The organism is Duodenibacillus massiliensis (assembly GCF_928721995.1).
GTDB lineage: Bacteria > Pseudomonadota > Gammaproteobacteria > Burkholderiales > Burkholderiaceae_F > Duodenibacillus > Duodenibacillus massiliensis.
In genome coordinates this window covers 665,242-684,011 of the sequence record NZ_OV788642.1, presented here as the reverse complement: position 1 = coordinate 684,011, position 18,770 = coordinate 665,242, and the positions used below count along the sequence as shown (strand labels likewise).

Below are 18,770 nucleotides of genomic sequence, written 5' to 3'. Positions count from 1 at the left end.
TGAAATCAGCGCTTAAGGCGGTGTCGGAGAGCCCCGCAGACGCAGTAAAACCCCAATAAAAAATCTCTGACAACAAGAAGTACGACTTTCCCATCCGGGAGGAGACACACGTAAACAACCCCCGTCTGATGACGGGGGGTTTATTGTAACCGCATCACACGGCCCAACATAAGGCTGGTTTACATCAGCCCCTGTGCTGACAGCTGTCGGCACAGACCCTGCAGGTTGCGGCTCGCATTCAAGTCGCTGTGCGCAAGGTGACCACATTGGCTGCAGCGGAACCCGTGCTTATGGCGTTTGCCCGGTGCCCCGCACTGTGAGCATGTCTGGCTTGTATAGCGCGGATCCAGGAAAACACACCGGATTCCAGCGGCTGCCGCTTTGTAAACAATCATCTCCTGCAACTCACGGAAAGACCAGCGGTGCAGTCGGCTTCTGATGCGTTTCCCGGCCTTGATGTGATCCCGGATATGCGTCAGGTCTTCCAGGGCGATTAACTTGATACCCCGCTTTGCGGCTTCCTGCACAATCTCTTTGCTTACAACGTTATTGACATGCGTCACATGGCGTCTTTCTCGGCCTGAGGCTTTTTTCAGGTGCTGTCTGGCACTCTGAGAGCCGTTGCGCTGAAGACGCTTTCTCTGACTCATATATCGGTCTCTTTTATTCTTTAATGCTCCTGCTTTCCAAATACGGCCCGTGCTGACGGCCGCAATATTGTTCTCGCCGACATCAATACCCATGATCTCGTCGGCTTTCAGATTCTTTAAATGCTCTTCGCCCGAACAACCTTGGGACTCCACAGCGATGTGAAGCTCCCAAAACGCTTCTTTCCGGCCTCTCCGGGGATGCAGAACAAGGTTGCACTCCTTACGCTTTCCCGAAGCCGGCAACTCTTTTTGAAAAGGGCCGGGGCACAGACGTGCCCGAATCCAACCGCTGATGGTTGAAATTGAAACAGTGCCGTCAGGGAAAAATGTCAGCGTGTTCTTGTCGACGTGAACGCAGGGGTGCCTGAACACCAGCGTCTTGATGATGCGGAAATGCGAAATTCGAAAAACCCGGCCTCGGCCGGGTTTTTTGTAAGATTTGGTTAATCGGTTTTGACTAGACTCAGCGGACTAGTCAGAAAGTCTGCCTTCGGGCGGATATAAGCGTTCAGCAAAGCCCCTGCAAAAAGGGGTTGTCTGCCGCTAAAAGAAGGATCCCGGGATTTATGTCAAATTCTGCTGTTGCGCGCAACGGGCTCAGTGTCTGCGGTCTTGAGCTCGAGCGCGGTGAGAGACTGCTTTTCAGGGGGCTCGCGTTTGAAGCGCCTCCGGGCACGCTTGTGCGCCTTGCCGGCGCAAACGGCACCGGTAAAACAAGCCTTCTGAGGCTTTTGACGGGGCTTATGGTTCCCGACGCCGGCGAAATTCTCTATAAGGGCGAGTCCATCACAAAGCTCAGGGAAGACTTTCACCGCGATCTCGTCTATATCGGCCACATGAACGGCGTCAAGGACGATCTGAGCGCCCGGGAAAATGTGCGCATTGCCGCACGGCTCGGAAACCTCATTGTCACCGACAGTCAGATTAACGAGGCGCTCGGCGCCGTCGGACTTACAGACTTCACCGAACATACAACCGGGGAATTAAGCCAGGGGCAGAGGCGGCGCGTGGCGCTTGCGCGCCTTTTTGTGAGCGAAATGAAGCCCGTCTGGATTCTGGATGAACCCTTTACGGCGCTTGACGTTCAGAGCGTGGCGAACCTTTCGGACGCCGTTGCCCGGCATGTCAGGGCGGGCGGCATCGTCATTTACACCACCCACCAGGAGTGTGCCGTGGACGTCCCTGAGGAAAAGAAACTCACGGTGGACGTCTCCGCCTTTGCCCCAAAACGCAAAAAGAAGGCACAGGCGTGCCTCGGGGGAGGTGATCATGTTTAATCTCTTTCTCTCGGTGGTCCGCCGCGACCTGATGCTTGCACTGCGGCAAAAAAGCGACCTTGTTCAAACGATCTTCTTTTTCGCGGTCGTCGTGACGCTGGTGCCGCTCGGGGTCGGAGCCGAACAAAACGTCTTAAGAACGATGGCCCCGGGCGTGGTGTGGGTGGCGGCTCTTTTGGCGGCTCTTTTGTCGCTGCCGCGCATTTTTGCCCTGGACTACGCCGACGGAACGCTCGAGCAGATGCTCATTTCCGCCGAACCCTTAAGCGTCATCGTGGTCGGCAAAGTCGTTGCGCACTGGCTCGTCACCGGGATTCCGATCACGGTTTTTGCGGCCGTTTTCGGTATTTTGTTTGACCTCCCGGTTGATCAGACGGCGGTGCTGATGTTTTCCCTTTTGCTCGGCACACCGGTCTTAAGTCTTGTGGGGGCAATCGGTGCGGCGCTCACCCTGGGACTCAGAGCTGGTTCCGTCTTAACGAGCCTTCTGGTGCTGCCGCTTTACATTCCGGTTTTGATTTTCGGCGCAGGCGCAACCGTGCAGGTCGCCATCAGCGTGAGCCCTGCGGCCTACCTCATGGTCACCGCCGGACTGAGCTTTTTTGCGCTTGCCGCAGCGCCCTTTGCGGTGGCGGCCGCCCTTCGGATTTCACTGCAGTAAAACTACACCCCATCAAGGAGAAGCATGAAGAACGCATTTTTTACCCCGGAAGGTTTTTACCGTACCGCGGGTTATTCGGTGAAGTGGCTCTACGGCCTTGCGGCCGTCTGCGCCGCCGTCGCGTTTTACCTCGGCTTTTTTGTCTGCCCCATTGACGCCACGCAGGGTAACTCCTACCGCATCATCTTTATTCACGTGGCAAGTGCCTGGATGAGCATGCTCATCTATGTTGTGATGGCGGTCTTTTCCGCTGCGGCGCTTGTGACCAACAACAAGATGTGCTCGATTTTCTCGGCCGCGATGGCGCCCACCGGGGCCCTGATGGCGTTTCTTGCGCTTTTTTCGGGATCTTTCTGGGGACGCCCCACATGGGGAACCCACTGGGTGTGGGACGCGCGTCTGACAAGTGAACTCATCCTTCTCTTTCTTTACCTCGGTTTTCTGGCGCTTCAGAGCGCGATTGCCGATCACCGCCGTGCCGACAAGGCCTGTGCCGTGATCGCGATTGTGGGCGTTGTGAACGTCCCGATCATTTATTTCTCGGTGAAGTGGTGGAACACGCTGCATCAGGGCGCTTCGATCACGAGCAAAGGTTCTTCTATCGCTCCGATCATGCTCTACACGCTGCTTTTGATGGTTGTGGCCTTCTGGATCTACAGTTTTGCCTCAACTTTTGTGCGTGCGCGCTCGATGATTCTGGAACGTGAACGCCGGCAGACGTGGGTACAGGCGCTTGTGAAGGAGGGTAAGTAACATGGACTGGACTTCAATTACGCATTTTCTCGACATGGACGGCCACGGCTTTTATGTCTGGAGTGCCTACGGAATGGCCACGTTTCTTGTGATCGCTGAAAGTTTTATGCATGTAAGACGCCGCAAGGCGGCCCTCGGGCGCGTGAAAAAAGAAGCGGCGCGCGCCGAGATTGAGGCGTAAGCCCCATTAAAAGAACACAGTTTTTAACCGCTTTATTGATCCCAAGGAGCAGAGAACTATGGAGAATCGAGCTGCCAAACGACTGGCTTTGATTGCCGGCGCGGTTGCCGTTGTGGGCGTCGGGGCCTACCTGATGCTTTCCGCTTTTAACGAAAACCTGGTGTTTTTCTATTCCCCCATGCAGGTGCAGGCGCAGGAAGCCCCCAAGGGCCGTACCTTCCGTATGGGCGGGATGGTGATGCCCGGCTCCGTCAAGCGCCTTGAAGACGGCGTTACGGTGAGTTTCGGCATCACCGATACCGGAGCCGTGATCCCCGCGCAGTTTAAGGGGATTCTCCCCGACCTCTTTAAGGAAGGTAAGGGCGTTGTGGCTCAGGGTAAGTTAAACGATCAGGGCGTTTTCGTCTGCAGCGAAGTGCTTGCCAAACACGACGAAAACTACATGCCGCCTGAGGCGCAGGACGCTGTGGACAAGGCTCATGCCGCCATGCGTACGGCTGACTATAAAAATGCCGAAGAGGGTGTGTCGATGGCGCACTCCAAGCAGTAATTCAATCAACAAACTTCTCGGATAAGGGAGATATCCCGTGATAGCGGAAATCGGTCATTTTGCACTGATTCTGGCGCTCATCGTGGCCGTGATTCAGGGGGTGCTGCCGCTTGTCGGCGCCGCCCGCGGAATCTCGTCCTGGATGGCGGCCGGACGCATGTGCGCCAGCGCCAACGCGCTTTTTCTGACGGTGGCCTTCGCCTCGCTCGCGTACTGCTTCTATATCAGTGACTTCACTGTGCTCAACGTGGCGAACAACTCCAATTCGCTTTTGCCCTGGTACTACAAGGTGGCGGCAACCTGGGGCAGCCACGAGGGCTCGATTCTGTTCTGGTCAGTGACGCTTTCCTGGTGGGCTTTGGCTGTTTCCTTCGCAAGCCGCCGGCTTTCCGAAGAAATGATGGCGCGTGTTTTAGGCATCATGGGCCTTGTGCTCATGGGCTTTCTGGCGTTCATGCTCTTTACCTCCAACCCCTTCCAGCGCCTTTTCCCGGCCGCTCCCGAAGGGGCTGACTTAAATCCCCTGCTGCAGGACCCGGGGATGGTCTTTCATCCGCCGCTTCTGTATCTGGGCTACGTGGGCTTTTCCGTGCCCTTTGCCTTCGCGCTCGCAGCCCTGATCAGCGGTAAGCTCGATGTGGCCTGGGCGCGCTGGATGCGTCCGTGGACGACGGCGGCGTGGATTCTTCTCACGCTCGGCATCAGTTTGGGTTCCTACTGGGCCTACTACGAACTCGGCTGGGGCGGCTGGTGGTTCTGGGATCCGGTGGAAAACAGCTCCTTTATGCCGTGGTTGACCGGTACTGCGCTGATGCACAGCCTTGCCGTGACGGAAAAGCGCGGGTGCTTCAAGATCTGGACGGTGCTCCTTGCGATCATCACCTTTTCGCTCTCGCTTCTTGGGACCTTCCTCGTGCGCTCGGGGGTTCTCACGTCCGTTCACGCGTTTGCGACTGATCCGGAACGCGGCGTGTTTATTCTCGCCTTCCTCATCATCGTGATCGGCCTGTCGTTCCTTCTGTTTGCCTGGCGTGCTCCCACGGTGGGCCTCGGAGGCAACTTCTCGATGGTAAGTCGCGAGTCGATGCTTCTTGTGAACAACGTGCTTCTTGTTGTCGCGATGGGCGCGGTTCTTCTGGGAACACTCTATCCCTTGTTCCTTGACGCTTTAAACGCCGGCAAGATCTCGGTCGGGCCCCCGTACTTTGACTCGGTCTTCGGGCCGATCATGCTGCCGATGCTCTTCCTTTTGGGCGTGGCTCCGTTTGCCCGCTGGAAGGAAGCCGATCCGCTTACGCTTACCAAGAAGCTCTGGTGGTGCTTTGCCGCGGCCATTGTGATTGCCGCCGTGGTGCCTTTCCTCATGGGACGCTGGAGCCACTGGGTCTTTATCGGCGTGACGCTTGCGGTTTGGGTTGCCATTACCGTGGTCTACAACATCATCGACCGCGGCCGCAACATGCAGGGCAGTTTCTTTGCGAAACTTTTCCGTCATCCGCGTGCTTTCTGGGGCATGCAGCTCGCGCACCTGGGCGTGGCCGTTTTTGTGATCGGTGTGGCTCTTGTGAAGGGCTACCCGGCCGAACGCGATGTGCGCATGTACGTGGGCGAACAGGTGACGGTTGCCGGTTACAGCTTTGTCTTTAACGGCACGAAGGAAGTGCGCGGTCAGAACTACACGGCTGTGCGCGGTGACTTCACCGTGACGCGTGAAGGCAAGGAAATCACGCGGCTTTATCCTGAAAAGCGCAATTACTTCTCGTCCCGCTCCATGCCCATGACCGAAGCCGCGATCCGCCACTCGATCACCGGCGACATCTATGTAAGTCTCGGTGAGCCGACGCCTGACGGCGGCTGGATTGTGCGCGCTTACTCCAAGCCCTTTGTGACATGGATCTGGTGGGGCACGATCATCATGGCCTTGGGCGGCCTTTTGGCGATGACCGACAGACGCTACCGTCTGCGCCGCCGTGAAGACAAGGGTGCGGACGCCGCAGTGAAGGAGGCTTAAATATGCGTTGGAAGTTTCTGATTCCTCTTGCGATATTTCTGTTTCTTGCCGGGTTCCTCTTAAAGGGCCTTTACATGGATCCGAGAAAGGTTCCGTCTGCTCTGATTGACAAGCCGGCGCCGGAGTTTTCTCTGCCTCAGCTTCATGACCCGCAAAAGACCGTAACCAAGAAGGATCTTCTCGGGAAGGTCTACCTCTTAAACGTCTGGGCGAGCTGGTGTGAGTCCTGCCAGTACGAGCATCCCTTTTACGTGCAGTTAAAGCGCGCCGGTGAAAAGATCTTCATCGTGGGCTACAACTACCGTGACAAGCGCTTTGCAGCACTGCAGTGGCTCGATAACCTCGGAGATCCCTATGACGTGTCCGTGATGGACGCTGACGGCCGCACCGCCATTGACTTCGGTGTCTACGGTGCGCCCGAGACGTTCCTTGTGGACAAAAAAGGTGTGATCCGCCACAAAGTGGTGGGGCCGGTGACGCCTGAAATCTGGAAAAACGAACTCAAACCGCTGATTGACAAGCTGGAGGCGCAATGAAAAAGCTCATCTGTGTATTAGCGGGCCTGTGCGCGTTCTCTGCTTCGTACGCGGCGGCTGAAGCGCCGGCCGCGGCCGCCCCGCATGAAGCAGCGCCCACGCAGTTTGATCCGGTGGCGCACAAGCGCGTTCTGGGCATTTCCGAGCAGCTCCGTTGCCTCGTGTGCCAGAACCAGTCGATTGCTGAAAGTAATGCGGAACTTGCGGTGGACCTGAGAAATCAGGTGATTGAGCAGATCAAGGCCGGCCGCAGCGATAAGGAAATCATCGACTACATGGTGGACCGCTACGGCGACTTTGTGCTCTACAAGCCGCCCTTTAAGGCGTCAACGGCTATTTTGTGGCTCGGGCCCGTCGTGCTCTTCATTGCGGCGCTTCTTGGCTTTTACATCAACCTGCGCCGCCGCAAGCAGACGGTTCAGAAGACGGAAACGGCCTTAACGCCCGAAGAGCGTAAAAAGGCTGACGCCCTCTTGCGCGGAGAGTAACCGATGCTCATTACATTCATTATCTGTGCCCTGATTCTGACGGCGGCGGGGCTTGCCCTCATCGTCTGTGGGCTTGTGAAAAAGCACCGCGCGGATGCCGGAAAGGTGAGAGCCGAGCAAAACCTCGCGCTTTTGCGCGCTCAGTACGCCGAGCTTGAAGCCGACTACAAGGCAGGCAAAATTCCCGAGGACGAGTACACCGAGACCAAGACGGAAATCGAACACCGTGTGATCGAGGAGACCGCTGAAGGTGAGGAGAGCGTGCGGCGCGACGGCCGTCAGGGGCTTTACGCCGCCTTCGTGATTGTCGTTGCTGTCCCCGTTCTTGCGTTTGTGGGGTATGAGTACCTGGGGTCTCCGCAGGCACTGGACCCGGTCTTTATGCAGCAACAGCAGCAGAACATGACCGGCATGCAGGGACACTCCGAAGCCGATCTGATGGATTCCATCAAACTGCTGGAAGACCGTCTGAAGGAAAATCCCGACAACGCCGACGGCTGGATGATGCTCGCCAAGACCTACGCGTCTTTTAAAAACTGGAAGGAAAGTTCGCGCGCGTTTGCTGAGGTAAACCGCCTTGTGCCGCACAACCCGGACGTTCTCGCGGACTGGGCGGACGTTCTGGCAGCGACCACAGGTTCCATTGAAGGTAAGCCTCAGGAACTCATTGAAGAGGCTCTGAAAATCGATCCGATGCACTGGAAGGCACTGGCTCTGATGGGAACGCTCTGCTACGACAAGCGTGACTTCAAGGGTGCCGTGACTTACTGGGAGCGCATGCGTTCGGGCACTGAGCAGGGCAGCGAAGAGTGGCGTCAGATCACGGAAAACATTGAGCAGGCCCGCCGCATGGGGGGACTTCCTGCCGAGACAAGCGCCCTGCAGCCGGCACCTGCCGGGGAAAAAGCGCCCGTGAAGGAAAAGGCCGCGGCGCCCGGTAAGGTCTTTATTACCGGAACGGTGGATGTGGCCCCCGCGATGAAGGGAAAACTCACCGGTAAGGAAACGGTCTTTGTGTTTGCACGCAGTGTGACGGGCAGCAAAATGCCGGTTGCCTTTATCCGCCTGGATGCGGCAAACCTTCCCGCGAGTTTCCGCCTTGACGGCATGAGCCAGATGGGAATGGGCGTGAAGACCCTGGCTGACGTCACGGAAGCCATTGTTGAAGCGCGCGTTTCCCGCTCCGGCAACTTTATGCCCGGTCCCGGCGATCTTGAGGGTTCCGCCGGAACCGTTAAGGTCGGGGCTGAAGGCGTGAAGATTGTGATTGACCGTGTGGTACCTTAAGGTTTGCCTTCCGGTATCGCCTTAAGCTAAGCGGAAAAAGCAGCTGGAATCAGATCCCGCTGCTTTTTTCGTTATGTTGTCTGAAGTGCTTTTTGATGGAGATGAGTGATGTCTGAAACCCCGTCTGAGCCGTCGGGCTCTCTGCAGTGCAGCCGCGGTGCTCATGATGCCGGCATCGGCTTTGCCTGCGGTTGCCGGACAAACGACCGCGACCGCGGCAAAAGCCAATCTTACCGTCGTGTTTTTTCCCGGTTTTGAAACAATCGATGCTATGGGACCGGTGGAGATGCTCGGAAATCTTGCAGACTCCATGCGGTTTGTGTCGCTTGACGGCGGCATTGTCAAAAGCGCGCAGGGCGTGCCGGTGATGACGGAAAAGTTCGTGTCTGAGGATCCTGTGAGAATTCTTCTTGTGCCGGGCGCAGCGCCTCAGGTTCTGCCCAAAGAGAAAGCGTTTTTTGAGGCAGGTAAAGCCGCGGCACAAAAAGCAGAATATGTGCTCACGGTTTGTACAGGCTCATTTCTCGTGGCGCAGACAGGACTTCTGAAGGGACGCAAAGCGACGAGCAACAAAAAGGCACTGCCCATGGTGATGAAGCGCGTGCCGGATGTAAATTGGCAGAAGAAAGCCCGCCGGGTAGCAGACGGTAAGTTCTACACGTCCTCGGGTATTACGGCCGGCATGGATATGGCGCTCGGGTTTATTGCTGACCGGTATGGAGAAAACGAAGCTCGCCGTATTGCGGCATTTACCGAGTATCGCCGAAGCGCGGATCCGGCGGACGACCCGTTTACGGCAGGTTAACGGACTGCGGGTGCAGAAGAACGTCATCGACTGCGTGGCGCCGTAATGTCGTTCTGCTCTTTTGCAGCAAAAAACCGCCGTCTCTGTCAGAGAGTCCGGCGGTTTTTTGTAACTTCCCGGGCCGCAGCCGTTACGGAGCGCGAGCCTTTGCAAAGCTCTGTTTCGGGGTGTTGCAGAATGAGTTTTTAAAGGAAAAAGGCGGGCACAATAGGCTCTGAGCAGTACTTAACAACAAAAAGGACATAAAAAATGAGAGCAACGCATTCTCTGAAGATTCTGGCTTTTGTAACGCTTGCCGCGGCCGGCTCTGCCGCGCTTGCTCAGCTTCCTGAAGGCGTGCAGACGGGCCGTAACGGTACGGAAGTGATGCTTACCGGTCAGGCAACGCTCACACAGACAAACAACGAAGCCGTCGTGAATCTCTACTGCACGGAAATCGGTGCTGATGCGGCTGACGTTGCGCGCAAGGTGATTGAAGCTACGAACACGGGGCTCACCGAACTCAAAAAACTTGGCCTCGATGCCCGTTATGAAACGACGCAGCTCTCAAGCTGGCCGCACTACAGCGACACCGTAAAGACGGCGCGCACAAAGACTGCTGCCCCGAAGATCACCGGCTGGCAGGTCCGTCAGAACGTGCAGATCACCGTCAAGGACGCGGAAAGCGCCGCCAAGATCGCTCAGGCAGCACAGAAGTACTTTGCCTTTGAAAGTGTGAATTTCTCCCTGAGCCGCGAAGCGCAGGAAGCTATGCAGGGGACGCTCACCCGTATGGCGATTGAAAACGCCGCCAAAAAAGCTGTGGAAGCGGCCAAAGCGCTCGGCAAGACCGCCTCTGACGTGAGGATTGAAAGTCTCTCCTTTAACGGTAGCGGCAACTACTATGCGCCCCGGATGCTCAGGGCCAGTGCCGTGATGGACGCCGCAGCCGGTAAGGCAAGCGCTGCACTCCCGGTTTTTGAAGCCGGTGATACGTCGGTGACGATGACGGTGCAGGCAAAGGCCGTTATCCGTTAATCACTGTTTTTCCACATTCGCGCGGGCGCGGCGACGGGCTGACAAAACGGCCTCGACCTGCGCCTGTTCTTTTTCAAGGCGCCGGGCGTTGAGTGACTGTGCTGTCACCGCTACCACAATGATGACGCCGCCAAAAATTTCAATCCACGTCATGGTGACTCCGAGCAGCATGACCGACAAAACCACGGCTACGAGCGGTTCGGCACTTGTGAGCATCGAGGCAATCGCAGGCGAAATGTAGCGGGTGCTTGCAAGAAACGCCGTAAGCGCAATGACGGTCCCCACGATCACAATAAAGGCAAAGCAAAGCGAGGACTCCCAGGTCCACTGTGCGTGAGAGGCCCAGGGCGGATTGATAAAGCAGGCAATAACGCCGCCGATAAAAATCCCCCAGCTCACAACGGGTGTTGTGCCTCCGACGCGCGCCATGACGCGTTTGGGTTGCAGCGTATAGATGGTAAACAATCCCCCGTCTGAAGACGGGGGCTTTATTGTAACCGCATCACACGGCCCAACATAAGGCTGGTTTACATCAGCCCCTGTGCTGACAGCTGTCGGCACAGACCCTGCAGGTTGCGGCTCGCATTCAAGTCGCTGTGCGCAAGGTGACCACATTGGCTGCAGCAAAACCCGTGCTTATGGCGTTTGCCCGGTGCCCCGCACTGTGAGCATGTCTGGCTTGTATAGCGCGGATCCAGGAAAACACACCGGATTCCAGCGGTTGCCGCTTTGTAAACAATCATCTCCTGCAACTCACGGAAAGACCAGCGGTGCAGTCGGCTTCTGATGCGTTTCCCGGCCTTGATGTGATCCCGGATATGCGTCAGGTCTTCCAGGGCGATTAACTTGATACCCCGCTTTGCGGCTTCCTGCACAATCTCTTTGCTTACAACGTTATTGACATGAGTCACATGGCGTCTTTCTCGGCCTGAGGCTTTTTTCAGGTGCTGTCTGGCACTCTGAGAGCCGTTGCGCTGAAGACGCTTTCTCTGACTCATATATCGGTCTCTTTTATCCTTTAATGCTCCTGCTTTCCAAATACGGCCCGTGCTGACGGCCGCAATATTGTTCTCGCCGACATCAATACCCATGATCTCGTCGGCTTTCAGATTCTTTAAATGCTCTTCGCCCGAACAACCTTGGGACTCCACTGCGATGTGAAGCTCCCAAAACGCTTCTTTCCGGCCTCTCCGGGGATGCAGAACAAGGTTGCACTCCTTACGCTTTCCCGAAGCCAGCAACTCTTTTTGAAAAGGGCCGGGGCACAGACGTGCCCGAATCCGACCGCTGATGGTTGAAATTGAAACAGTGCCGTCAGGGAAAAATGTCAGCGTGTTCTTGTCGACGTGAACCGAGGGGTGCCTGAACACCAGCGTCTTGAGCTTCTTGTCCTCACTTTTGAGCTGTGCCGGATGCTTGGCAAGCTCCGTCTTGTAGGCTGCCGACACCGAGCGGATGACGTTACAGGCATACTGGCTGCCGAGATCCGGAAATTTTGCCTTGATCTTGTCATAAACTGCGTGATGCAGCGCGAAACGCTGCCAGAGCCTCTTCGTGCGGTCCGCCGCTACTGTCGGAACTACAAAGTTACACACCTGCGCATAGAGTCTCTGCGTTGCTGCGAGCTTTTCGTGTGCTGCCGGATCGAGTAGTTCCAGCCGAACGCAGGCTGTGCGGACACACTTGCCGCTCCCCTCAACGCGTCTAACGCCGTCCGCGGATGTGTTCAGTCCTTTCGATGTAGCTTTTGATCGTTTCCGCACTGACACTGCCTGCTGTTCCGACGTAGTAAGAAGGCGACCAAAGATGGCCTGCCCAAAGTTCATTTTTGAGTTCCGGATGCCGCATCAGCAGCATCCTTGCACTGGCACCCTTCAATACTCTCACCGCGTCGGCAATGCTGACGGACGGCGGAAAACTGACAAACAGGTGCAGGTGATCCGGCTGAATCTCCAAAGAAAGTATCTCATACTTTCTTTCAGCGCATATACTTTCAAGCAACTCACGCAGAGACTGCGCAACACCACCCCTGAGAACGGATTTCCTGTACTGGGGGCACCATACCATATGGTAAGCTGTCTGATAGACGCAGTTTCTGCTGTAAACGATGTTTAGCATAGTGCGTATGGTACCAATTTTTTAAAATAAAAACAGCCGAGATTCCTCCCGCGTCTGAAGACGCGGGTTTCCTCGCGGAATTTCTATGAAGGTGATGATCGCGGCAAGCGACCACAGGCACCCGGTGAGGGAGAGATGAACCGAGCTTAAGTCCCCCTTGGTGACAAGAAGCGTTACGCCCACCACGGCGCAGAGCATGCAGCCCATCTCAAAGACCCGCACACGTCTGTGGGCAAAAAGCGCGAGGTAGAGCACCATGAATAAGGGCGTCATCGACTGGAAAATGGTCGCGGTGCCGGCGTTAAGGTAAAAAATCGCGAGGAAAAACGTGAGTTGCGACACTCCGATCATGATGCCGCAAAGCGTGATGTCAAAGGCGTCGCGCTTATTTTGCATGGGAGCAAGAGCAGCTTTTCCGCGCTGCAGAAACAGCAGAATCAGAAGAATGCTTCCGGCACAAAGAAGCCTGAGACTCACAAGGTCCCAGGGTGTAAAAGAAAAGTGCTGCAGGACGTTTTGACCCGCAACACCCATCGCGCCCCAGGCGCTTGCACCGAGTAACGCCAGCAAAATACCTTTGGTGGAATTGGATAACTGCATTCCTGCACCGTCTGCCTTAACGAAAACGGGCGGATGATAATACGAAGGGCGGCAGCGAAAGTCCGGCGGCGTTGATCTGAGGAAAACGTCCGTCAGATCGGTGACATGTTTTTCATGGCCTTTGCAATCTGCGCGTCTTCGGGCGTCAGATAACGGCTTGTGGTGCCGATTGAGGCGTGGCCCATCGCGTTTTGCACGACGTTGATGTCCATGGTGCGCAAGGCACAGGAGGCAAAGGTGTGACGCAGCCAGTGGGTCGAGGCGGCCCGGAGTTTGGCGGCGTCTGCGGGACTTTTGTCTTCAGCGGCAAGCGCAGCGCCCTCAAAGAAATTTTCCAGTGTCCTGTACAGCCCCGAGCGCGAAATCGCGGTAAGGCTTGCGGGGTCCTTTTTTCGCCCGATCCCGAGACTGGCGACAAGCGCTGTTTTTGGATCGGCTTTTAAAACCGGGGGGAGGTCTCTGAGGCTGAAGTAGAGATTGATGGCGTCAAGCGCTTCGCTGCTTACGGGCAGCCGCCTTACCTTGTCGCCCTTGCCGACGATTTCGATCACGAGAAGATCATCGTCGCCGATTCGCCGCGTCACGAGCCACCCGGCTTGGGCGTGAATGATTTCAGAGGCGCGCATCCCGAGGCCCTTACCGAGACAGAGCACCACGCGGATGCGGGCGGAAGCGAGGTTTTCCGGAAGGCTGTCGAGGTATTCGAGCACGTCTTCCCACTGGGATTCAGACAGCGACCTGTCGGCAAAATCGCGCGGGGCACCTTCGCCCGGCAGAAGCCTCACTTTGCCTGAGACCTGATCAAAGGGGTTGTATTGCAGATAGCCGGTTTTGACGAGAAAACTGAAGAGAAGCCGGATCACGGTCAGGCTTGTTTTGCGGCTTGTGGCGGTTAAGGGGCCGTTATAGGGCCGCCATGCCGGCGACGTTCTTGCGGCATTTTTCGGGCCGATCCAAAGTGCCTGAGGTTCTTTCCAGAGTTGCTGCCAGACGGCCGGATCCGTGCGCCCGAGGCCTTCAAGCCACCGGGGAAAAAGGGCGGCGTCTTTGGCGGTGATGGAACTTAAGGCAAGTCCCCGCTCAAGCGTGCACCAGAGAATAAAGCGCTCGGCTTCCTTGCGGTACTGCGCGCGGGTGTTGGGATTGACGGCGCGTGCCGCGAGCCATTGGTTCACGGCCTCAAGGTCGTTGCCGGCCTCAAGCATCCCGCCGCGACCGACGCGGTTGGTGCCGAGGCGGCCCGAGAGGTCGCCCGCAAGCTGCATTTCTTCCATCGGCCGGACAGCAAGAGCACAGTCTGAAGCCGGTTCCCGGGTTTTAAGCGATTCAGGTGCTTCGCCCGGCGGATAAAAGCGCGCGGTGATTTCTCCGAGGCCCGGAACAGCGCTCTTCATCCAGTCAATGAGCGCCACGGCGTCTTCGCGTGAGAGTCCCTGCAGCTGCCGGTACCAGTTGCCGCCCACGTTGGCGGCACACTCGTAGAGATCTTCCGGGGTGAGCAGCCCAAATTCGGTCAGTGGCGCCGCCACACGATGCGCGAGATCCGCGGGCAACACGTCAGCCAGGGCTGCCGTTTCGATGTCATCGTCCAAAACCTCAATACCGGCCATGATCTGCATGTCTTTGGCCCGCGGACTGATGAAAAATCAAAGCCCGCGCGCGTTAAAATTGAAACCTTTGCATCACGGACCGCAACGGTCCGTATCCAAACAACAAACAAGTCTAATTGTAGGTGGGAGAAGAACGTGTCGCTTGCTGCATTTGATCTGACGCTTGAAGGCGCACTGCATCAGGGTACGACCTCAGAAGACAGTGCCGTCTCCAGAACCATTATCGGCATGGACCGGCTGCTCACCAATGCAACCCGTGCGCTCTACGGCTACCTTGTGGATCCGGAAGTGGATGTGCGCCGCAAGGATAAGGCGGGGGCCTATGAGATCGATCTCGGGTTCAGGAGTAACTTCGGCATGGCCCGCCGTGCGTGGCTCTCCGGTCAGAGCCGGTACGAAAATCCGCAGCCCGCGGCCGTGATGCGGGCTTTGGGGTGGTATCAGAAGGATCTGGCAGAACCCGGTGAAGCCGAAGTGGAAGAGGGTACGCAGACCGGGCTTGTGCCGCTTTTACTGGCCATGGATGGGCGCGAACCCGACCGCATTGACCTCGTGGGTGACAAAGTTGACATTGAAGCGGGCGATCAGCTCTGGCATATCACGAACGACGCCTACCGCCTCTGGCGTCACATTGAAGTGCGCAGGGGCCTTGCCGAGATCGCCAAGGCTCTGGCTTCCGCGGAAGTCTCCCGCATGATCATTACGGACCGCAATGAGAACGCCGAACTCTGCAGGCTTGATGCCCGCGCGGTCTCGGCCCTTGCCATGCCTGAGCCGCGTGACGTGCTTTTGGTCGATGAAACCCGCACGATGGCTCTTGCGCTTGCCGCGCCCGTTTTCTGCAATGACCGCTTCTGGACGTTCGTGGACGGTGCTCAGACAATCAGGGCCCGTATGTGCGACAAGGCCTTCTTAAACATCATCGATAACGGCGTGTTTGCTCTGAAGCCCGGTGAAATTCTGGTCGTCAACATGCATGTCACGACCGTGCAGACTCCCGAGGGCCTTAAGAGTACGTATGACATCGTGCGTGTGGTCGATCACCGCAAGCCCGGCCGTCACCTGCCGATGCCCGGCATCTAGTCTGCTTTAAATCCGGGAAATCACGTGAAAAACCGTATCCGCGTACTGGCTGTCGTTGTTGTTCTGCTTTTTATCGGTGTTTACGGCGCCGTTAAAGCTGACTTTGCCATCAGCCGCAGCACCGCGCCCGCGCAGGCGCCCGACGCCGTGGAAAACATCGCTCCGTTTCTGGATCCGGCGCTCACCAAAAGCATTGAGCGCGCCACCGTCAAAATCGTGTCCGGAGAAAACGGAGACGGTGAGCGCGAAGGCATGCCCACTTATGCCTTTTCCGCACCGATGCGCGTGGGCATCATTACCGAAGCGCAGCTCGTGGACCGCGGCGAAATGGTGCGTTCCACCCTTGAGCAGCTTTATCACACCTTCGGGCGCGACAATGTGGAGGTTCTGAGTTACGGTAAAAAAGATCTGCAGGAAGAACTGCAGTCCGGGCGTCTGGATTTTGTGCTTGCCGATTCCGCGTTTTACAGCGAAATGGAAGCGCTTGCGGGATTAAAGGGCCTGGCAAGTCTCTGGTCCACTGAAACGAGTGATCCCAAGGAAAGTATCGGCGCGGTCTATTTCACCCGCACCGACACCGATATTCTCACCGTGGAACAGATGAAGGGGCGCCCCGTGGCGGCGACATCTCCGGTGAGTTTTGAAGGCAACCTCGTGCCGCGGCGCGATCTGCTGCAAAGAGGCCTTGTGCCCAACGTCCTTTTAAAGGGCGTGGTTTATTACGGCATCAATCCCTTAAACGTGGTGGAAGCGGTGCTTGAGCGCAAGACCGCGGATGTGGGGATACTGCCCGCGTGCGCGCTGGAACATCTGGCCTCCGAGCGCGGCATTCATCCGGACAATCTGCGCTATCTTGGACTGAGAAAAGGCGGGCCCCTGATGTGCGCACGCAGCACCGAGCTTTACCCGAGCTGGTACTTTGCCGTGACGCCCGGAACCGACCCGCAGCTCACCAAGGCCGTGAGCGCGTCGCTTTACGTGATGCCGGGGTTCGGTAAGGGAAGCGACTGGGGCTTTCCCGTTTCCAACCGCGCCGTGCACGATCTCTTTTTCGATCTCAAGATCGGCCCCTACGAGCACCTGGCGCGCTGGAGCTTTGAGCGCTTTGTGCGGGAGCAGACGAGCTTTTTCTTCGCTCTGGTTTTGGGGGTTGTCTTTATTCTCTGCTACGCGTTTCTCGTTTCCGTAATGGTGCGCCTCAGGACGCGCCAGCTCAGGGAAGCGATGGCTGACAGAAGCCGCATCGAAAAGCAGGCCGCGGCCAGCCGCGACCATATCGCCAACCTTGAGCGCACCGGTATCGTCGGGCAGATGTCCACAATGATTGCCCACGAATTGAAGCAACCCCTGGGCGCGATCACGAACTTTGCGAACGGCCTTTTGCGCCGTGCCAAGCGCGGGGCGCTTGATCCGCAGATGCTTACCGAAGTGCTCGAGGAAATCGTGGAACAGGGCACACGTGCAAGCGAAATCGTCAACCGCGTGCGCGCTTACGCCAAGCACCAGAATCCGGAACTCAAGGTTTCGGACATGAGTATCTGCATTGAGCGCGCGATTGAAACGTTCCGCAGAAGTAAACGCACAGACGCCCTGATCCGAAAGGCCGTGCATCCCTATCTCTGGGCTGAGATCGACAACTGGGAGATTGAGCTCGCGCTCTTAAACCTTCTTAAAAACGCAGCTGATGCGCTCGAGGGGCGGCCCGACGCTGAAATCACGGTGCGCGTCTACGCCGAAGACAAGTACTGGCGCATTGAGGTGAAGGATAACGGGGCCTTAATAACGCAGCATGATGTCGATAAGTTCATGCAGCCGCTCGTTACGAGTAAATCAACAGGGCTCGGCCTGGGGCTTTCGATCATCGGCAGCATCGCCGAGCGCCATCACGGGCGCCTTGTTGCCACGCCCAACCCCAAGGGCGGCATGACCTTTGCCCTGGACATTCCGCGCGCGGAGATGCCCGAACATACCGCGATGTAACTGCTAGCGGCCGGCGATATTCCAGAAAACGCCGGCTGCGAGCAGCCAGAAGAGCACGGCGCTTGTGCGGTTCAGAATCATGTAAAAGATCTTTCCCTTCATACGCCGTCCGGCAAAGGCGGCCGTGTAGCTGTAGAGCACATGCACGGCCCAGACGAGCACCACAAACAGTCCGATTAAAAGCGTGATGCGCGGCACATAGTCGTCTTCCGATGCTACCCGTAAGCCCGCAAAATTGCGCAGGAAATTACGCGTTAGCGTAAAAGAGCGGGTATTTTGTGTGAGTAACATCAAAACAAGTTGAAAAGCGGGGTTTTTGCAGGTGCTTCACGCAAGTTGCTGCACGGCTTGAAGCGCACTTTTCTTTTGCCTACGATGCCGCGTTACCGAGCTCTTCTGCGGGCTCAGAAACCTATCCTATTGAAACAGGGAGAAACCATGTCAACAATCCTTACCGCACCGGCAAAGTCCGGTGAGAAGCGCCGCCTTCAGCAGGTTTTGGGCGCCGTCATTGCCTTTGCTTTTCTGACGGCATCTTCACATATCGCCGTGCCCGTGGGGCCGGTGCCGATGACGATGCAGACGCTTGCCGTGACGCTCACGGGCGTCTTTCTGGGGCCGCGTCTCGGGGCCGCTGTGACCGCAGCCTGGGTTGCCTGCGGCTTTTCCGGGCTCCCGCTTTTTGCGATGGGTAACGGCGGGCTTGCAGCCATGGTGGGGCCCACGGCCGGATACCTTTACACCTTCCCAGTCGTAGCTTTTGTGACGGGATTTTTGGCCGGTAAAGGCGGATTTCTCCGTACGCTTGCCGCGATGGTTGCGGGTAACGCCCTGTGCCTCGCGCTGGGTACTGCCTGGCTTGCCGCCGTGCTGGCAATGCCCGTAGCCAAGGCCGTTGCCGTGGGTGCTGCGCCCTTTGTCGTGGGCGGACTCTTAAAGAGTGTGCTCGGAGCGCTTATTGTGAAGGCTGCACGCCGCTGATAGGCTGAGCTCAAAAGTCATCAGTTCCGAAAAGGCTGTCCGTACGCGCGGCGGGCGGCTTTTCGGGACTTTCTTTTGTTCCTGCGCAACCATTTGAGATAAACGCCGTATTGACGGGAGGGCGCAGGATCTATAATTTCATACTGTCAAGTTTTGAATTCCCGGGTGAGCGGCAGCGCACG

General features: G+C 57.1%; 21 protein-coding genes. 14 read left to right on the top strand and 7 right to left on the bottom strand.

The features are described 5' to 3' along the window. Positions 1-179 precede the first annotated feature (179 nt). A complete protein-coding gene (locus NXF97_RS03065; RefSeq protein WP_274956436.1) occupies positions 180-1,022 on the bottom strand; it encodes an RNA-guided endonuclease InsQ/TnpB family protein in 843 nt (280 codons plus the stop codon). Between the two features lie 194 nt (positions 1,023-1,216). On the opposite strand from NXF97_RS03065, the gene ccmA reads away from it, so the two are divergent. The 11 genes from ccmA (at position 1,217) to NXF97_RS03010 (ending at position 10,216) form a co-directional block, all read left to right on the top strand. Then, complete coding sequence (ccmA, locus tag NXF97_RS03060) at positions 1,217-1,927, top strand: cytochrome c biogenesis heme-transporting ATPase CcmA (RefSeq protein ID WP_074009931.1); 711 nt, start codon at positions 1,217-1,219, stop codon at positions 1,925-1,927. Further along, positions 1,920-2,588: a heme exporter protein CcmB gene (ccmB, locus tag NXF97_RS03055; RefSeq protein ID WP_022373827.1), complete on the top strand. Its 669-nt coding sequence runs from the start codon at positions 1,920-1,922 to the stop codon at positions 2,586-2,588. The genes ccmA and ccmB overlap by 8 nt, the downstream gene beginning before the upstream one ends. A gap of 24 nt (positions 2,589-2,612) precedes the next feature. Further along, on the top strand, positions 2,613-3,341 hold the full coding sequence (gene ccmC, locus NXF97_RS03050) for a heme ABC transporter permease CcmC (RefSeq protein ID WP_074009932.1): 729 nt from the start codon (positions 2,613-2,615) through the stop codon (positions 3,339-3,341). Between the two features lies 1 nt (position 3,342). Beyond that, on the top strand, positions 3,343-3,522 hold the full coding sequence (gene ccmD, locus NXF97_RS03045; protein WP_274956435.1) for a heme exporter protein CcmD: 180 nt from the start codon (positions 3,343-3,345) through the stop codon (positions 3,520-3,522). A gap of 58 nt (positions 3,523-3,580) precedes the next feature. After that, positions 3,581-4,072 (top strand): cytochrome c maturation protein CcmE, encoded by a 492-nt coding sequence (gene ccmE, locus NXF97_RS03040; RefSeq protein ID WP_274956434.1) that lies wholly within the window; start codon positions 3,581-3,583, stop codon positions 4,070-4,072. A gap of 37 nt (positions 4,073-4,109) precedes the next feature. Continuing rightward, positions 4,110-6,083 (top strand): heme lyase CcmF/NrfE family subunit, encoded by a 1,974-nt coding sequence (locus NXF97_RS03035; protein ID WP_022373823.1) that lies wholly within the window; start codon positions 4,110-4,112, stop codon positions 6,081-6,083. A gap of 2 nt (positions 6,084-6,085) precedes the next feature. Further along, complete coding sequence (locus NXF97_RS03030; RefSeq protein WP_074009935.1) at positions 6,086-6,619, top strand: DsbE family thiol:disulfide interchange protein; 534 nt, start codon at positions 6,086-6,088, stop codon at positions 6,617-6,619. Then, complete coding sequence (locus tag NXF97_RS03025; protein ID WP_022373821.1) at positions 6,616-7,107, top strand: cytochrome c-type biogenesis protein; 492 nt, start codon at positions 6,616-6,618, stop codon at positions 7,105-7,107. Before NXF97_RS03030 ends, NXF97_RS03025 begins: the two co-directional genes overlap by 4 nt. A gap of 3 nt (positions 7,108-7,110) precedes the next feature. Further along, positions 7,111-8,394, top strand: a complete 1,284-nt coding sequence (gene ccmI / locus NXF97_RS03020) for a c-type cytochrome biogenesis protein CcmI (protein WP_274956433.1) — start codon at positions 7,111-7,113, stop codon at positions 8,392-8,394. 163 nt (positions 8,395-8,557) lie between these two features. Then, positions 8,558-9,199, top strand: coding sequence for a DJ-1/PfpI family protein (locus NXF97_RS03015; RefSeq protein WP_274956432.1), 642 nt, complete (start codon positions 8,558-8,560; stop codon positions 9,197-9,199). Between the two features lie 249 nt (positions 9,200-9,448). Beyond that, positions 9,449-10,216: an SIMPL domain-containing protein gene (locus tag NXF97_RS03010; RefSeq protein WP_074009937.1), complete on the top strand. Its 768-nt coding sequence runs from the start codon at positions 9,449-9,451 to the stop codon at positions 10,214-10,216. Here NXF97_RS03010 and NXF97_RS03005 read toward each other — a convergent pair whose 3' ends face one another. The 5 genes from NXF97_RS03005 to NXF97_RS02985 form a co-directional block, all read right to left on the bottom strand. Beyond that, positions 10,217-10,681 carry an EamA family transporter gene (locus NXF97_RS03005; RefSeq protein ID WP_274956431.1) on the bottom strand — a complete coding sequence of 155 codons (465 nt, stop codon included), beginning with the start codon at positions 10,679-10,681 and terminating at the stop codon, positions 10,217-10,219. Positions 10,682-10,743: 62 nt separating this feature from the next. Beyond that, the gene (locus NXF97_RS03000) at positions 10,744-11,811 is read right to left on the bottom strand and encodes an RNA-guided endonuclease InsQ/TnpB family protein (protein WP_274956430.1); all 1,068 of its coding nucleotides are present in this window, start codon (positions 11,809-11,811) and stop codon (positions 10,744-10,746) included. 109 nt (positions 11,812-11,920) lie between these two features. Further along, positions 11,921-12,334, bottom strand: a complete 414-nt coding sequence (gene tnpA / locus NXF97_RS02995) for an IS200/IS605 family transposase (RefSeq protein WP_074009392.1) — start codon at positions 12,332-12,334, stop codon at positions 11,921-11,923. Between the two features lie 21 nt (positions 12,335-12,355). Then, positions 12,356-12,934 (bottom strand): DMT family transporter, encoded by a 579-nt coding sequence (locus NXF97_RS02990; RefSeq protein ID WP_274956429.1) that lies wholly within the window; start codon positions 12,932-12,934, stop codon positions 12,356-12,358. A 92-nt stretch (positions 12,935-13,026) separates the two neighbouring features. Continuing rightward, positions 13,027-14,553: a tyrosine-type recombinase/integrase gene (locus tag NXF97_RS02985; RefSeq protein WP_274956428.1), complete on the bottom strand. Its 1,527-nt coding sequence runs from the start codon at positions 14,551-14,553 to the stop codon at positions 13,027-13,029. Between the two features lie 126 nt (positions 14,554-14,679). Between NXF97_RS02985 and NXF97_RS02980 the strand changes: the two genes are divergently transcribed. Beyond that, positions 14,680-15,627: a hypothetical protein gene (locus NXF97_RS02980; RefSeq protein ID WP_022373815.1), complete on the top strand. Its 948-nt coding sequence runs from the start codon at positions 14,680-14,682 to the stop codon at positions 15,625-15,627. Between the two features lie 24 nt (positions 15,628-15,651). Beyond that, entirely contained in the window at positions 15,652-17,607 is a 1,956-nt protein-coding gene (locus tag NXF97_RS02975; protein ID WP_274956427.1) for a sensor histidine kinase, read from the top strand. 3 nt (positions 17,608-17,610) lie between these two features. On the opposite strand, the gene NXF97_RS02970 is transcribed toward NXF97_RS02975, so the two are convergent. Beyond that, positions 17,611-17,805, bottom strand: coding sequence for a hypothetical protein (locus NXF97_RS02970; RefSeq protein ID WP_274956426.1), 195 nt, complete (start codon positions 17,803-17,805; stop codon positions 17,611-17,613). A 240-nt stretch (positions 17,806-18,045) separates the two neighbouring features. Here NXF97_RS02970 and NXF97_RS02965 point away from each other — a divergent pair, with 240 nt between their 5' ends. Continuing rightward, the gene (locus NXF97_RS02965) at positions 18,046-18,588 is read left to right on the top strand and encodes a biotin transporter BioY (RefSeq protein WP_022373812.1); all 543 of its coding nucleotides are present in this window, start codon (positions 18,046-18,048) and stop codon (positions 18,586-18,588) included. Positions 18,589-18,770 lie beyond the last annotated feature (182 nt).

What these genes read in the sequence shown, in the direction of transcription:
- ccmC (WP_074009932.1), top strand. Translation starts at nt 2,613, where the DNA reads ATGAAGAACGCATTTTTTACCCCGGAAGGTTTTTACCGTACCGCGGGT.
- ccmI (WP_274956433.1), top strand. Translation starts at nt 7,111, where the DNA reads ATGCTCATTACATTCATTATCTGTGCCCTGATTCTGACGGCGGCGGGG.
- NXF97_RS02985 (WP_274956428.1), bottom strand. Translation starts at nt 14,553, where the DNA reads ATGCAGATCATGGCCGGTATTGAGGTTTTGGACGATGACATCGAAACG.
- NXF97_RS02990 (WP_274956429.1), bottom strand. Translation starts at nt 12,934, where the DNA reads ATGCAGTTATCCAATTCCACCAAAGGTATTTTGCTGGCGTTACTCGGT.
- ccmA (WP_074009931.1), top strand. Translation starts at nt 1,217, where the DNA reads ATGTCAAATTCTGCTGTTGCGCGCAACGGGCTCAGTGTCTGCGGTCTT.
- NXF97_RS03010 (WP_074009937.1), top strand. Translation starts at nt 9,449, where the DNA reads ATGAGAGCAACGCATTCTCTGAAGATTCTGGCTTTTGTAACGCTTGCC.
- tnpA (WP_074009392.1), bottom strand. Translation starts at nt 12,334, where the DNA reads ATGCTAAACATCGTTTACAGCAGAAACTGCGTCTATCAGACAGCTTAC.
- ccmE (WP_274956434.1), top strand. Translation starts at nt 3,581, where the DNA reads ATGGAGAATCGAGCTGCCAAACGACTGGCTTTGATTGCCGGCGCGGTT.
- ccmD (WP_274956435.1), top strand. Translation starts at nt 3,343, where the DNA reads ATGGACTGGACTTCAATTACGCATTTTCTCGACATGGACGGCCACGGC.
- NXF97_RS03030 (WP_074009935.1), top strand. Translation starts at nt 6,086, where the DNA reads ATGCGTTGGAAGTTTCTGATTCCTCTTGCGATATTTCTGTTTCTTGCC.
- NXF97_RS03025 (WP_022373821.1), top strand. Translation starts at nt 6,616, where the DNA reads ATGAAAAAGCTCATCTGTGTATTAGCGGGCCTGTGCGCGTTCTCTGCT.
- NXF97_RS02965 (WP_022373812.1), top strand. Translation starts at nt 18,046, where the DNA reads ATGTCAACAATCCTTACCGCACCGGCAAAGTCCGGTGAGAAGCGCCGC.
- NXF97_RS03015 (WP_274956432.1), top strand. Translation starts at nt 8,558, where the DNA reads ATGATGCCGGCATCGGCTTTGCCTGCGGTTGCCGGACAAACGACCGCG.
- ccmB (WP_022373827.1), top strand. Translation starts at nt 1,920, where the DNA reads ATGTTTAATCTCTTTCTCTCGGTGGTCCGCCGCGACCTGATGCTTGCA.